The sequence below is a fragment of the Pirellulaceae bacterium genome, assembly GCA_029243025.1.
Classification (GTDB): Bacteria; Planctomycetota; Planctomycetia; order Pirellulales; family Pirellulaceae.
Genome location: JAQWSU010000002.1, coordinates 125826 through 140616, shown reverse-complemented (window position 1 = coordinate 140616; position 14791 = coordinate 125826). Strand labels below are relative to the sequence as shown.

The following is a 14791-nucleotide window of genomic DNA, read 5'->3' as shown; positions in this document are numbered from 1 at the left end:
ATCGAATCTGCGCCAGGTAAAGTCCCCACTCGCGTCCCGGCTGCTTGCTACGTCCCGGCTGCTTGCTGCGTCTTATCGCTCACGATCACTTGCGGGGGCGTTTAATCGGAGCACCTTCATCATTGCCATCAAATTTTGCACCCTCATCAACCCATTCCGCCAACAGCTGAATTTCAGCATCAGGCACCGGACTTCCCTTGGGTGGCATCTCACCTTCCTGCACCAGGTCGACCAGAATACTGCGACTGGCATCACCGCTTTCGATTACCGCTCCTGATTCTGAACCATCCAATAAACTTGCATACGATTTCAAACTGAGCTCAGCTTCCTGTTTGTCGATGTGACAACTGCGACATCGTTTCACCAAGATCGGTGCAATCTGTTTTGTAAAGCTTATCCCCTGAGGTGCGGTGGCACTGGACTCCTCCTCGGACTCATCGCCCCTCGACGACCGACTGGCCGTTGCCGAATTAGCTCGTCCATTCTCACCTCGTTTTTTGGGTGGCCCGAAGTTTGGTAGTTTTGGCAAGTCGACACCCTTCTCGACCAACAATTCGTGAGCCTTTACCAGTCGTTTCACTGACCCGGTGACGGTTGCCAACTGACCTTCCTCTTGCAAATCCTCCATGGCAACGATCGCATCTTCGACTGCCTCGCCCGCGTCACGATATTCCTTCTTTTTGTAGAAAGCGGCAGCTTGATTGATTGCGTCCTCGAAATCCTTCTTCAGCAGATCCGCTTCAGAATCATCCGACGAATCTCGACCGCCACGCGCGGGAGCGGTGCGTCTTTGTGTCCGCGACGGCCTCGAACGATCATCTTCGTCTTGATCATCCTCATCGCCACCATCGTCTTTCGAAGATCCGCCACCGGCTAGTTCAAGCTCTTCTTCCGTGATCTTTCCATCACCGTCCGTATCAAGTTTCCGGATTGCGTTTCCGGCCTGCCGAACTTCTCGGGCGGAGAGCACCCCATCGTTATTCTCATCGATCAAAGCAGCTATTGGATTCTCAGCGATGGCACCACTGCCACCCGACCGTCTTTGGCCCCGAACCGACAGCGGCAAGACGCAAAAACAGATGAAGAAAAATGCCAAAACGTACACTGCGCTTCGCATCATGAGATTTCCTGTCAAAAGACACTGGCAATCGGAGGCCAGCTTCGGTTCGCCGCGAATCAACACCGACCCAGCCAGGGAAGATTCATCTCCACAACTAACTCGGCTCACTGTGGCGTCATTTTAAAACAATCGAAGTGAGAAAGCACGCCAATTTCAACGTTAAGCAGAAATGCTGTTGGCAACCCGGCAAACAGCAAAAACCGATACTTGGTAGGGCAGAGAAGGCGAAAATCTCAAGAATCATCGCAAAACGTCAGGATTTAAATCGCTGAATCACCACCGACGCATTGTGGCCACCAAAGCCAAAGCTATTACTCATCACCACGTCGAGCGTCCGTTCCTTGGGCTGATTAGGCGTGTAATCCAAGTCGCAATCCGGATCAGGCGTATCCAGATTAATGGTTGGCGGAACGATCGATCGCTGCAATGCCTTAATGGATAACACCAGCTCAATTCCCCCGCTTGCACCAAGCGAATGGCCTAGCTGGCTCTTTGTACTGGAAATACTGACCCCCTTGGCGTGCTCACCAAAGACGCTCTTGATCGCTCGCGTCTCGGCCTTATCTCCCAGAGGCGTACTCGTTCCATGGGCGTTAATGTAATCCACTTGGCCAGGCGTGCAGGACGCGTCTCGTAGTGCGGAGGTCATGGCACGAGCCGCCCCGACACCTGCTTCATCTGGCTTAGTAATATGGCCCGCATCGCCACTCGCCCCGAAGCCAATTACTTCGGCGTAGATATGTGCACCGCGAGCCTTTGCGTGCTCCAGCTCTTCAAAGATAAGAATGCCCGCTCCCTCACTGAGCACAAAGCCATCACGATCAAGATCGAATGGGCGGCTCGCTCGGGTCGGATCATCATTTCGTTCCGACAGAGCCCTCATGTTTGCGAAGCCACTGATCCCCATGGGGGTAATGGCCGCTTCCGTGCCGCCAGTCACCATCACGTCAGCGTCATCGTACTGGATCGCCTTTAAGGCATCACCAATGGCGTTGGTCGCACTCGCACAAGCGGTGGCCACGGTGTAGTTGGGACCTCGCATGCCATATTTGATCGACAGGTTTCCGCCCGCCGCATTGAGCATCAGCTTGGGAATGGTCAGCGCTGACACGCGATCAGGACCCTTGAACAACAGTCGCTCGACTTGCGTCTCAATTTCCTGGAGTCCACCGATACCGGACCCAAGAATCACTCCACAGCGAAATGGATCTTCGCTTGAGAAGTCCATACCGCAGCTTTGAACGGCGTCCGTTCCTGCAACGAGAGCGAAGGAACTAAACCTATCAATTCGCTTGAGTTCTTTGGGAGGAATGCAATCCGTTGGTTTCCAGTCCCAAAGATCACCCGCGAAGCTCACTTTGAACTTTTCGGTATCGAAAATGCGCAGTTCATGAATGCCGCTTTCGCCAGCCACAACACGATCAAACAGATCGTCCACGTGACAACTCAGCGACGTAACCACGCCCAACCCGGTTACGACAACCCGTCGTTTCATAATTGCCGCCTAATAGATTAGGACGCTTGAGCCTTCTCAATAAACTCGATCGCTTGACCGACCGTTTGAATCTTCTCAGCCGCATCATCAGGAATATTGGTATCAAACTCTTCTTCCAACTCCATCACGAGCTCGACCGTGTCCAACGAATCAGCTCCTAAATCGTTGACGAACGAAGTTTCTGGCGCGACTTTCTCTTTGTCGACGCCCAACTGCTCCGCCACGATGTCAATCACTCGTTGAGAAACATCTGCCACCTTGGCGCCCTCCTAAATAGGTGTATTCGGGACAGACTCGCCCCAGGTTTAAATGTAAATATCAACACGAAAAAATCTGATCCATTTAAGCAGAACAAGATAGAGGATTCCTGCAAAGGGGGTCAAGACACAATTAGAATCCTCCAGATGACCAGGTCAGCCTGTCATTCCACCATCGACTGTCAGGACTTGGCCTGTGATGTAACTCGCCGCAGAACTCGCCAAGAACACAACTGCCGCAGCCACTTCGTCAGGCCGACCCAAGCGCTTGGCAGGAATCCTTTTTTTAGCTTCTGTAACCACAATCTCCCCCAGCGTGGCCGTCATGTCGCTCTCAATAAAGCCAGGTGCTACCGCATTAATGGTCACTTTTCGCCCGGCTAACTCGCGACTGAGACTTCGCGTCAAGCCGATCAAACCCGCCTTGGAAGCCGAATAATTCGTTTGCCCCGGATTGCCCATCAACCCCGAAACGCTGGTAATGTTAATGATTCTTCCGAATCGAGCCCGCATCATGTGGCGGGAAGCAGCCCGGCTCCACAAAAATGCACTTCGCAGGTTGGTATTAATTACGTCCTCCCACTCGGCATCCGACATTCGCGGCAACAACGTATCTCGGGTAATCCCAGCGTTATTCACAAGAATGTCAATCTTGCCCCAATCTTCAGCGATGTCATCAACAATCTTGTCCACCGCTTCCCGATCGGTCACATCACAAGGAAAAGCGCTGGCTTGCCCACCGGTTGACTCGATTACCTTGACCGTTTCGGCAAGTTTTTCGACATTTCTCGCGACGCAAGCAACTCGAGCACCACTCGCTCCGAGTGCTTCGGCCATTGCTTTCCCCAAACCTCGAGACGCTCCGGTAACGATCGCTGTTTGACCCGAAAGATCCACCCCCAGACAACTCGCGGCATTCTCACTCATCAGTTCCTCATTCCTCATGAAGGGTCGTCTGGATTCGACAAAATTTTGATTATCCTACGTTGGCGCAACTGGCCTTACGGTCAATCCGTCGCAACAATCCTCGCAGCACGCGCCCTGGCCCGACCTCGTAGAAATTCGAGTAGCCGTCAGCCAGCAAAAGTCGCATCGAGCTTTCCCATTGAACAGGGCTCACAACTTGTCGAATCAGGACATCGCGAATCTCTTCTGGATCGGAATGGATTTGAGCATCTACATTCGACACCACAGGGATCCGTGGCGACGACATGGGCACTAACGCCAAAGCGTCAGCTAAGCGTTCAAGGGCGCTTTCCATAATCGGCGTGTGAAAAGCACCGGCGACGGCGAGGGCAACAACCTTCATCGCTCCCGCGGCCCCTGCGTTCTCCACAAGTCGCTCGCACGACGCATTATGCCCTGAGACCACAATATTCCCGGGGCAAAGATAATTTGCAATTTGCAGCACTTCCCCCTCGACACGGGATTGATCACACAATTCCTCGACCTTGGAAAGGTCGAGCCCCAAGACACTCACCATGCCGCTCGGCGTTGCGTCAGCAGCCGCCTGCATGGCTTCGCCTCGCACTTGCACGACTTTCAAAGCGTGCTCGAATTCCATCACCCCCGAGAAGACGAGGGCGGTATATTCTCCCAAACTCAAACCGGCCGACGCGGTGGCCAAGTTGAGAATCTCAGGAGTTTCGCTGCGAATCTGCTCAACCGCAGCCAAACTGCAGACGAAAAGCGCGGGCTGGCTGTAAACCGTCGAGTCGAGTTCTTCGACCGGCCCTTTCGCGCAAAGTCGGGCCAGATCGTAGCCCAAGATCCCCTCCGCTTCGTCGAAAAGTCGACGAGCTGCCGGAACTGATTCCGCGACTTGTTGCCCCATGCCAACGGCCTGGGCCCCTTGTCCGGGAAACAAAAACGCCGTCTTACTCAATGTACCGAGTCCTTGGAAGGGTGCCCGTGGGTTAACCTTCTTCCATTTGCACAACGGTACGCCCCATGTAGTAGCCGCATTTCGGGCAAACTACATGCGTCGGGACAGCTCCACTGCACTGGGGACAGAAAGACAGCTGACGAGCCTTCTTTGCGTCGTGAGACCGACGTTTACCGGACCGAGAATTGGAATGTTTTCGCTTTGGGACAGCCATGACTCTTACCCTGCTACTTCGTAATCCGGTCGCACCCGTCAGATCGGCCTGACGGGCATGCTTAAACCCCGGATCTTATTGGGGTTCGGGCATGCTGTCAACTGCCATCAGCCGCTTCGCCCCACAAGCCGCGTCGTGAACAGAAAATAGGGCCCTAGGAAAACAGGGGATACTGATCGCCGCCCGAATCATCCGTATTCGGAGTCATTTTCAGATGATCATAAGTTCTCGCCGTCACAATGCGACCTCGGGGCGTACGGACAACAAATTCAGAACGCAGCAGAAATGGCTCTACTTCATCCGCCAACGTGTCCGTCGCAGTGTTCATGGTGTGCGCGATGGCCTCGACTCCGGCAGGCCCGCCGGCAAACACACGAATTAATGTTTCCAGATACTTTCGATCCTGTCGATCGAGGCCCATGCCATCAATACCCGCCATTTCAAGCGCTGCATCGGTGACAGACAGGTCAATGACACCGTTCGCCTTGCTGGTGGCGTAGTCACGTACCCATCGCAGTAAATTATTAGCCACCCGGGGCGTACCACGACTGCGTCGCCCGATTTCTTCCGCCGAAGCGTTGTCGATTTCGACGGCCAGTTTCGCCGCACTCCGCTGGAGAATCTCGGTGAGTTCAGCCAGAGAGTAAAAATCAAGATGCTCGCGGATGTGAAAACGGTCCCGTAACGGCGCAGAGAGTAAACCGGCCCGAGTGGTCGCACCGATCAGCGTGAAGGGCTTAATCCACAGGTTCAAGGTGCGAGCGTTGGTGCCCTCACCATGCACCAAATCGACACGAAAGTCCTCCATTGCAGTGTAGAGGTACTCTTCAACTGCTTTGGGGAGACGATGTATTTCATCAATAAACAAAACCGACCGAGCTTCGGCATTTGTCAAATAGGGAACCAAATCCTTGGGAGCCTGCAAAGTCGGGCCACTGGTCAGTTGAACGTTGACGCCCATTTCCTTGGGAAGACAGAGCGCAAATGTCGTCTTGCCCAAGCCAGGTGGCCCATCAAACAAGATATGGCCCAACGGATCTTCTCGTTTCACAGCCGCATCGACGGCGATCTTTAACCGCTCATAAACGCTGCGCTGCCCTACCATCTGATCGATGGATTGTGGCCGCAGATCGCGATCACCATCTTCCCCTTGAGGCTCACCCGATAAAATTGTCTCGCGTGACATCACCAGCCCTTCAACTCGTGTCGATTCAACGGTTTGAGTTATACCAGACGGAAGCCTCGACCGGAGTCACCGAACTTCAGTTCTGAACGGTGAACCCCGATCCCGATGGTCACCTCCCGCTCTAGTTTTACTGGCTTTGCTCGTAAACCAGTTGGATTAACGCCTCAACATCTTTGACTTTTTTCTTGGTCTTCAGTGCCTGATCTAAAAGACGGCGGGCATCGGTTTCCGAGTGTCCGAGGCTGCGCAATACCTCGAACGTTTCACTAACCACATCCGATTTCGCCTCACCACCCGATTGAGCCAGCGACTCCGAAACCAGCAAGGCGAACTTTGGCACTTTCCGCCGAAGCTTTGCGATGATGCGTTCGGAGGTTGCGGGGCCGATACCAGGCAGCGCCGACAGGGCTTTCACGTCCTGTTCTTCGATGGAGGCGGCGACTTCTTGAACAGGACGCACCATCGCACGTAATGCCTTTCGAACTCCAACGCCATCGACAGAACAGAACAGCTCAAAGAATTCTCGCTCCACTTCGCTTTGAAAGCCGACAATTCGTGGCACCAAGCGCCCTTGCGTCGGATTGCCTTCAAGATATTCGATGGTGTGCAAACTGGCTTTTTCACCGAGCCGGTTTTGCAATTGTCGTCGCACGAATTCAGGAATCAGGACTTGGTATTCAAATGCATCAATGGCCAAGTGCAACGAGTCGTCGCCAACTCGCAAGATTTTCCCTGTAATCTTAGTGATCAAAGCCAACATCCTTTCCGGCAGGCAAACGACTGTCATACCTGACCTGACCAACAGATTCTGAACGGATTACGCAATCGAAGGCGTCCCGCTGAGATAATAGTGACACATTGCGATTGCTAAGGCGTCCGCAACATCAGGAGGATCAGGCAAGTCAGCCAGTCTCAGCTCCCGTTGCACCGCCTGCTGCACTTGCAGTTTCGGAGCTCGCCCACTCCCGGTGAGTATTTTCTTCACTTGTGTAGCCGCGTACCCATGAACGGGTATTTCCTTTTGAGCCGCGGCCAAACAGATCACACCACGCGCGTGCCCCATCAAGATGGCCGTATTAGGTCGCTGATAATGCGAATAGAGATTTTCTAACGCCAGCACATCAGGCTGACAACTCTCGATCACATCAACAATTCCTTCGTGAATGCGTCGCACGCGTTTTTCCAACTGGGAATTCGCCGAACCACCACGCACCACACCTGCTTCCGCCAACCGCACGCGCCGCTGCTCAACGATCAACACGCCGTACCCGGTCAAGTTCAATCCGGGATCGACCCCTAAAACCCTTAGTCCGTCCATGGAGTTTTCTCGAATGACAAGGATTAGAAATGATCAGCCCAGCTTCCAGCCTGTTCCGTCTTTACGATCTTCCAACGTAATCCCCAAATCAGTCAGGCCATTGCGGATTTGGTCGGCCATTTCAAAATCCTTCTTTCCCCGTGCCGATGCTCGCAATTGGATCAGCAGCTGCATGAGATCGTCGACCAACGCATCGTTGCCGGCAGCTGCGGTGAGTGGTTGCTGGAACAAGCCCAAGATTGCACTCAGCTCCTTCAGCGTCGTCGCACCCAACCGAAGCGTGGTGAGATTGGTATCGGTTCTTTTTTTTGCATCTTCGAGCTGGCAATCATCAATAAATTTATTCAGCAGCCGGACTAATTCGAACAGTTCGCTTACGGCCGCTCCCGTGTTGAAGTCATCATCCATTTTTTCGAGAAAAGCGATTCGCTTCGCATTCACGGCCGTGACGATGCCGTTATCCTCGCCAGCGGGCTGTTCTTCGCTGCGGCGAGAGGGGGCCACTAACTTGTAGAAATCTTCCCCCAGAATCCGCTCGAATCGCTCAAAGAACCGATAGAAGGAATCCAGTGCCGTGCCAGCCTCGGCCAAGCCCTCTTCGCCAAAGACAATCGTGCTGCGGTAGTGGGTGCGAAGCAGGAAGAATCGCAATCGTTCGCCCCCTTGCTGCTCGATCAGCTCCGCCAGCCCACCGGCACCTTTGGAGCGACTGATTTTAGTGTCGACGTCAGCTTGCTCTCGCTCGGCTTTTCCGCCAACTTTTCCGGCGGCCGCAGCTTTCATTAGCCCGTTGTGCATCCAGTACCGCACCATCGGCTTACCATGACAGCACTCGCTTTGGGCAAGCTCGTTTTCGTGATGCGGAAAGATCAGATCGAGTCCGCCGCCATGAATATCGAATGTTTCGCCTAGAATTTCGTGACTCATGGCAGAACATTCGATATGCCAACCGGGGCGTCCCTCTCCCCAAGGACTGGTCCAGGAGGGTTCGTTCGCTTTTGCTTGTTTCCACAGGGCAAAATCATTCGGAGATCGCTTACGAGCGGCCATCTCCCCGCCTTCGCCTTGTGAGCTGTCAACCGAGCGATTACTCAACTTGCCGTAGTCCGCGTTTTTCTCGACCTGAAAATAGACATCCCCTGCGGATTCGTAGGCGAACCCTTGCTTGACGAGACGCTCGATGAAAAGAATGATTTGCGGCATATTCTCAGTTGCGCGCGGCAAGTGGTCAATTTGATCGACACCGAATGCGGCCAGATTTCCCAAGTAATCGGCCGTCATCTCTTCAGCAACTTCAGACATCGAAATTTTGCGGCGATTTGACTCCTGGATCAGCTTGTCATCGACATCCGTAATATTGACGACCCAAGTCACATCATAGCCACAGTAAGTCAAATATCGCTTAATCGTGTCAAAGATCACCGGTCCGACCATATGCCCAATGTGGGCTTCGCGATACACGGTGGGTCCACAAAGGTAGATTCCAACCTTTTCCGGCTGAATCGTCTCAAACTCCTCTTTTTGACGGGTTAGTGAGTTATAGATGCGGATCTTCACAGTTGGAGTCGCCTTACTCGTCGTTTGTTTTGCTGCGGTAGTCGTCATAGCTTGGTCCGTTCAGTCGCCGAGAAGAATTCAATCCGTTTCCTGTTTCCTAACTACATGCGGGGATGAGCAACACGACACACTGTGCCACGATCGCCTCCCGGCGGCCCACCGGCCCAACCAACTCACCCGTTTTGGCTTTGACGCCCACCGCTTCGGGTGGCACCTGGAGCAGTTCCGCCAATCGGTGGCAAATCGGCTTTTTGTAGGCTGACAGCTTCGGCCTTTGAGCATGGATCACACAATCCAGATTGCCGACCTGAAATCCAACCGCCTGGACTTTCCCCAGAGCAGCCAGTACAAAATCGGCCGAATCGCGTTGATCGTTAGCGTCATCCGTATCAGGAAAGAGCTCTCCAATATCCCCGGAGGAGATCGCACCCAACAATGCATCCGTGACAGCATGCAAGAGAACATCGGCGTCGCTATGCCCCACCAGGTGGCGATCGCACTCCACCTCCACCCCGCCTAAACGCAACGGGCCACCTTCACCCAAACGGTGCGTATCGTGGCCGATACCGATGCGAGGATAGAGAGAGAGGGTCACGATATTTTCGCCAAATGGGGGGAACTTCGCCAGACTGCAATCCGGAGCCAGCCGTCCCGAGGCCGTCATCCAGCCAACGCAGCGCGGATTATAGCGAAAGGCCCCAACTGCGACAACGCGATCCAACTTGGGCTGCAAACGGTACTTAGATCAAACAATTGGTCAGTCAGCGACACTTCCCGTCAAATGCTGTGCCTTCTATAATCCACGCCATGCCGACCATTGAAATCCGAGACCTCGTCAAAACCTATCGCGTCTATCAGAAGCAAGAAGGGCTTGGCGCGTCGCTGCGCGGTCTGTTCCGGCGTGAATACCGTGACGTTGAGGCGGTGCGATCCATCGACCTGACGGTCCAATCGGGGGAATTCGTCGCCTTTCTGGGGCCGAATGGAGCCGGCAAGACCACCACCTTGAAACTGCTCTCCGGTGTCGTTTACCCCACATCAGGGCAAGCGACCGTGCTCGGGCACGTCCCCTGGAAGCGGGAAAACGAATATCGTCGCCAATTCGCGTTGGTGATGGGACAAAAGAACCAATTGTGGTGGGATCTACCGGCCCAAGAATCTCTTCGCTTGCATCAGCAGATTTATCGGATCGATTCCCAAGAATTCAATCGTACTTGCGACCAACTTACGTCATTGCTGGGCGTCGCCAGACTCTTGAAACAACCGGTCCGGGAATTATCACTTGGCGAGCGTATGAAGATGGAACTCATCGCCGCATTGCTCCATTCTCCGCGAGTGCTATTTCTGGATGAACCAACCATCGGACTCGATGTTGTCGCTCAATACAACATTCAACAATTCCTCAAGCAATATCAACAGGAGCGAAACACCACGGTCCTGCTCACCAGCCACTACATGAAGGATGTGGCAGCCCTCTGCCAACGTGTCATCATCATCACCGATGGTCAAATCAAATACGACGGTTCGCTGAAAGGCATCGTGGATCGCTTCAGCGGCTCCAAATTAGTGACGTTGTTGTTTGCCGAAGACAGCGTTCCAACAGATTTAGATCGCTACGGCCAAATCCTGAAAATCGAATCTCCCAAGGCAACACTGCGAATTGAACGACAATACGTCGCTCGCAGCCTGGCTTCCATCCTGGATCGCCATTCGATCGAGGACGTCAGCGTCGAAGATCCACCGCTCGAGGAAGTGATCGCCAGCATGTACTCCGAAGGCCCCCATTCGGCAACCCCAACGAAATAACGACGGTTTCAAATGTTCGCAAGAGTAGCCACTTGGTGGACGATCCTGAAAATCGCCCTCGAGGAACGTTTGGTTTACCGAGGCGATTTTGCCTTGGGTACGCTGATGCGGTTCCTACCAATCGTGACTCAGATCTTTCTTTGGGCGGCAATCTTCGAGGGCATGAATGGTGATGCCCGAGACACATCCGGCACAATCCGAAATTACAGTTACCACGACTTCGTGGCCTATTATCTGCTGACGATGATAAGCCGCGCTTTCTCAAGTATGCCGGCGTTGGCCAGCGGGATCGGCTTGCAAGTGCGAAATGGTGAAATCAAAAAGTTTCTGATTCAGCCAATTGACATGACTGGATTTCTGTTGCTTTCGCGAATCGCACACAAACTGGCTTATTACTCGGTAGCCACATTACCGTTCGCATTTGTGTTCTTCGTTTGCCGAAACTACTTTAACGATGGCTGGCCCGACCCGATTACCCTGCTGGCTTTTGCCAGTTCGCTCGTGATGGGATTCCTACTGGGCTTCTTCCTGGAATCGTGCATCGGACTCATCAGTTTTTGGTTCCTCGAGGTGAGCTCGTTATTATTCGTCTACATGCTATTTAGTTTTTTCCTATCCGGACACATGTTTCCGCTCGATATGTTGCCGGAACCCTGGCGGACAATTGTCGAGTGGCTCCCACTTCAATACTTGGCTTATTTCCCGTCGGCAGTCTTTCTCGGAAAAATCGAGGGAATGGCGCTGGTCAAAGGCTTGCTGATTGAGGCGCTCTGGATCTTATTCTTTATTTTCTTGAGTCGTGTGCTTTGGCGTCGTGGAATCAATCGCTACAGCGGATTTGGAGGCTAAAAGGGATGAGCTCGCCACACCGAACATCCTATTCAACCGTGTTTTGGACGATCGTCCGAAATAGTTTGGTGCGTGACATGTCCTTTCGATCAAATTTCCTGATCGAATGTATCTCATCCATGTCCTGGGTGTTGATGAACCTTGGCTTCTATCTTTTGATTTTCCAATACACGACAGAAATTGGCGCCACTACAACAGACGGAACGGGCTGGGGCAAATATCAGTTTTTTGTCTTCTTGGCCACCACCATGCTTATCAACAGCGTGGTGCAAGCTTTCTTCATGCCAAATGCCCAAGAATTCAGCGAATTGATCCGCTCAGGCAATCTAGATTTTGCCTTGTTAAAACCGATCGATACCCAATTTTTAATCTCCATCCATCGCGTCGAATGGTCTTCTCTTGCAAACTTTGGCGTGGGTATGATCCTGCTCATTGTGAGCCTGATTGAGCTAACCACGCGGAGCCAAAATCCACTCACAATCCATCCTATCGCATTTTTCCTCTACCCATTCTACCTCGCCTGTGGTGTCACGATTCTTTACAGCCTGATGATCAGTCTGGCCGCGACGAGCATTTGGCTTGGTCGCAATCAAACGCTGTACAACTTTTGGTTCTATATCACGAATTTTTCGCGATACCCGATGGAAATCTACTCCGGCACCTTCGGACAGCCGCTTCGGAACTTCTTCACTTTCATTATCCCTGTACTGATCGTGATCAATGTCCCGGCCCGCCTGCTGGCGAAACCGCTGCAGCCCTGGAACAGCAGCAGCTCGCAATTGGCTGCTTTCGCAATCGTCGCAACTTTGGGTAGTTTGCTTGCCAGCCGGCTGATTTTCCAGCGTGCATTAGCCAGTTACCGCAGCGCAAGCAGCTAAATCCATCGCCCCCGCAGGTGCGGTTTCGAGGGCGATAGGTTCAAGGTAGAATCTTGAGTTTGGTTGACAGATTTTCGAGGAGCGATGGAATGAAATTGGCCTTCAGCAGTAATGCTTACATGCATTTCTCGATTGAAGATACGATCCGAAAGATTTCGAGCCTGGGATACCGTGGAATCGAAGTTTTGGCGGATGTGCCACACGCTTGGCCCGCCGGCTTATTAGAAGAACGTAAACAGTCGATTCGCGATCACCTCGAAGAACATCACCTGACGGTGGCGAACATCAATGCGTTCATGATGAACGCAATTGATGATCCCCGACAGCCCTACTGGCACCCCGGCTGGACCGATCCCGATCCTCACTATCGAGCTATCCGCCGTGAGCACACGAAACGTGCCTTAATGTTGGCCAAGGAGATTGGTGCGCCAAATATCACGACCGAACCCGGCGGCCATTTGGCCGCCGGACAAAGCTGGGATGATGCGGCCAATCTTTTTTATGATGAATTCATGCCATGCGTCGAGGTCGCAGAAAACCTCGGCGTGCAACTATTAATTGAGCCAGAGCCGGAACTTCTGATCGAACGTTTCGACCAATACCTCGCCTTCACCGATCGAATTGACTCGAAAATGATCGGACTGAATTTTGACATTGGACACGCTTATTGTGTTAACGAAGATCCCGAAGACTGGGTCGAAAAGATGGCGCCGTACACACGCCATTATCACTTCGAGGACATCGCCGCGTCGCGGGTACATGAGCACATGATCCCTGGCACCGGAGCAATTGATTTTGCAGCAACTCTGAAAGCGATCCAGGCGACAGGCTATGATGATTGGGTCACGGTCGAACTTTATCCCTATATCGACAGCCCCGATCAGGCCGCCCACGAGGCGCGAGAATACTTGATGAAGATTGCGAACGAGATTGGAATTACGTTCACCTAGGCCATCAAAACGGCGTCATCAAAACAGAGCAGGGCAGCGATTTGATGAATTCTGCATCCAGATCGAGTTCACGGCTGCTTGCCTATCTTCAATTACTCAGAATCCCAAATGTGTTCACAGCCGTTGCTGACGTCACGATGGGGTTTTTATTTGTCGGCGGCAAACTTCCCGAACAGATATTTACATTCTCAGGACTGGTAATCGCATCTTCCTGCCTCTATCTCGCGGGTATGGTTCTAAACGATGTTTTCGATTTTGCCGTTGACCAGCGAGACCGGCCGGATCGCCCGCTACCCTCCGGTCGTATCAACAAAGGTAGCGCGACGATCCTGGGCGTTGCATTGCTCGCATTTGGAATCAGTTCCGCTTGGCTCGTTGATACACTTCATGCCTTTGAGCAAGGCTCAACTTCGCGAGCGGGAATCATCGCCACGTTACTGGCATTCATGATCGTCACCTACGATGGAGTCGTCAAAAAAACTTTTCTCGCTCCCCTGGCGATGGGCAGTTGTCGTCTCCTGAATGTCTTACTCGGCATGAGCATCGATCGGAACTTTTCGTCCCTTTTCGGCTTCAACGCCGACCAATGGCTCGTCGCGGGTGGGATGGGAGTCTATATCGTAGGGGTCACTTGGTTTGCGAGAAACGAGGCCCACGACAGTCGTCGTTCCCGTTTAATTTCAGCCACGACCGTCATGCTGCTCGGAATCGTGTTGCTCGGCCTATTTCCGTTTTCTCCCGCAGCAACGCCTACGCTCTTCACAAACGCCGTCGTCTGGCCTTTACTCTTGATCGTTCTCACTTTTGCAGTCTTTCGTCGCTGCGGCCACGCGATTCATTCGCCCACCCCCTCGCATGTCCAAGCTGCAGTAAAGCAAGCAATCATGACACTGATCGTTCTCAACGCGGCAATCTGTCTCGCCGTTGTCGGGCCGTTCTACGCGGTATGCGTCCTGGCGCTTTTGGTCCCCACACTCTTGTTGGGCCGTTGGGTCTACTCCACCTAAGTGAGTCTGCCCTCGAAGGCGTCCTCAAGCGGTCAAAATTATTCCGCCTGCTCGTCACCAACGACAGAAAAGTGATGGAAAGTTCGAGTGGATCAGCAAAGCAGCTAAACAGCGCACTGCGGGGCAGCGAACGATTAACTTGGCATCCCTTCCAGCGCAAGAGTGCCCTCAAAAAAAAACGTGACCCATTTCTGAGTCACGTTTCAAGCTCAATAAGAAATACCCCGGTTCGAGGAAATGAGGCGGACACTTCCCCGAACCCTTGGGGT

The 14791-nt window shown here is 53.0% G+C and carries 16 protein-coding genes; 5 read left to right on the top strand and 11 right to left on the bottom strand.

Features of this window, described 5'->3' with window-relative positions; genetic code table 11:
* Positions 1 to 85: 85 nt before the first annotated feature.
* From P8N76_00735 to ispF, 11 genes are all read right to left on the bottom strand, one after another.
* Positions 86 to 1120, bottom strand: a complete 1035-nt coding sequence (locus P8N76_00735) for a hypothetical protein (GenBank protein MDG2380175.1) — start codon at positions 1118 to 1120, stop codon at positions 86 to 88.
* 253 nt (positions 1121 to 1373) lie between these two features.
* Positions 1374 to 2615 carry a beta-ketoacyl-ACP synthase II gene (gene fabF / locus P8N76_00730; GenBank protein MDG2380174.1) on the bottom strand — a complete coding sequence of 414 codons (1242 nt, stop codon included), beginning with the start codon at positions 2613 to 2615 and terminating at the stop codon, positions 1374 to 1376.
* A 17-nt stretch (positions 2616 to 2632) separates the two neighbouring features.
* Positions 2633 to 2872: an acyl carrier protein gene (locus P8N76_00725; protein MDG2380173.1), complete on the bottom strand. Its 240-nt coding sequence runs from the start codon at positions 2870 to 2872 to the stop codon at positions 2633 to 2635.
* 156 nt (positions 2873 to 3028) lie between these two features.
* Complete coding sequence (gene fabG / locus P8N76_00720) at positions 3029 to 3799, bottom strand: 3-oxoacyl-[acyl-carrier-protein] reductase (protein ID MDG2380172.1); 771 nt, start codon at positions 3797 to 3799, stop codon at positions 3029 to 3031.
* A 49-nt stretch (positions 3800 to 3848) separates the two neighbouring features.
* Entirely contained in the window at positions 3849 to 4757 is a 909-nt protein-coding gene (gene fabD, locus P8N76_00715; GenBank protein ID MDG2380171.1) for an ACP S-malonyltransferase, read from the bottom strand.
* A gap of 31 nt (positions 4758 to 4788) precedes the next feature.
* Positions 4789 to 4971 (bottom strand): 50S ribosomal protein L32, encoded by a 183-nt coding sequence (rpmF, locus tag P8N76_00710; GenBank protein ID MDG2380170.1) that lies wholly within the window; start codon positions 4969 to 4971, stop codon positions 4789 to 4791.
* 154 nt (positions 4972 to 5125) lie between these two features.
* Positions 5126 to 6157 (bottom strand): Holliday junction branch migration DNA helicase RuvB, encoded by a 1032-nt coding sequence (gene ruvB, locus P8N76_00705; GenBank protein ID MDG2380169.1) that lies wholly within the window; start codon positions 6155 to 6157, stop codon positions 5126 to 5128.
* 127 nt (positions 6158 to 6284) lie between these two features.
* The gene (locus tag P8N76_00700) at positions 6285 to 6917 is read right to left on the bottom strand and encodes a helix-hairpin-helix domain-containing protein (protein MDG2380168.1); all 633 of its coding nucleotides are present in this window, start codon (positions 6915 to 6917) and stop codon (positions 6285 to 6287) included.
* Between the two features lie 57 nt (positions 6918 to 6974).
* Positions 6975 to 7475, bottom strand: a complete 501-nt coding sequence (gene ruvC / locus P8N76_00695) for a crossover junction endodeoxyribonuclease RuvC (GenBank protein ID MDG2380167.1) — start codon at positions 7473 to 7475, stop codon at positions 6975 to 6977.
* A gap of 33 nt (positions 7476 to 7508) precedes the next feature.
* Entirely contained in the window at positions 7509 to 9080 is a 1572-nt protein-coding gene (cysS, locus tag P8N76_00690) for a cysteine--tRNA ligase (GenBank protein ID MDG2380166.1), read from the bottom strand.
* A gap of 49 nt (positions 9081 to 9129) precedes the next feature.
* On the bottom strand, positions 9130 to 9630 hold the full coding sequence (gene ispF, locus P8N76_00685) for a 2-C-methyl-D-erythritol 2,4-cyclodiphosphate synthase (protein MDG2380165.1): 501 nt from the start codon (positions 9628 to 9630) through the stop codon (positions 9130 to 9132).
* A gap of 209 nt (positions 9631 to 9839) precedes the next feature.
* Here ispF and P8N76_00680 point away from each other — a divergent pair, with 209 nt between their 5' ends.
* The 5 genes from P8N76_00680 to P8N76_00660 all read left to right on the top strand — a co-directional run bounded on the left by P8N76_00680 (position 9840) and on the right by P8N76_00660 (position 14522).
* Positions 9840 to 10838: an ABC transporter ATP-binding protein gene (locus P8N76_00680; GenBank protein ID MDG2380164.1), complete on the top strand. Its 999-nt coding sequence runs from the start codon at positions 9840 to 9842 to the stop codon at positions 10836 to 10838.
* 12 nt (positions 10839 to 10850) lie between these two features.
* Positions 10851 to 11687, top strand: a complete 837-nt coding sequence (locus tag P8N76_00675) for an ABC-2 family transporter protein (GenBank protein ID MDG2380163.1) — start codon at positions 10851 to 10853, stop codon at positions 11685 to 11687.
* Between the two features lie 5 nt (positions 11688 to 11692).
* Positions 11693 to 12565, top strand: a complete 873-nt coding sequence (locus tag P8N76_00670) for an ABC-2 family transporter protein (protein MDG2380162.1) — start codon at positions 11693 to 11695, stop codon at positions 12563 to 12565.
* Positions 12566 to 12654: 89 nt separating this feature from the next.
* A complete protein-coding gene (locus P8N76_00665; GenBank protein ID MDG2380161.1) occupies positions 12655 to 13515 on the top strand; it encodes a sugar phosphate isomerase/epimerase in 861 nt (286 codons plus the stop codon).
* Between the two features lie 44 nt (positions 13516 to 13559).
* Positions 13560 to 14522: a UbiA family prenyltransferase gene (locus P8N76_00660; protein MDG2380160.1), complete on the top strand. Its 963-nt coding sequence runs from the start codon at positions 13560 to 13562 to the stop codon at positions 14520 to 14522.
* The last annotated feature ends 269 nt before the right edge of the window (positions 14523 to 14791 follow it).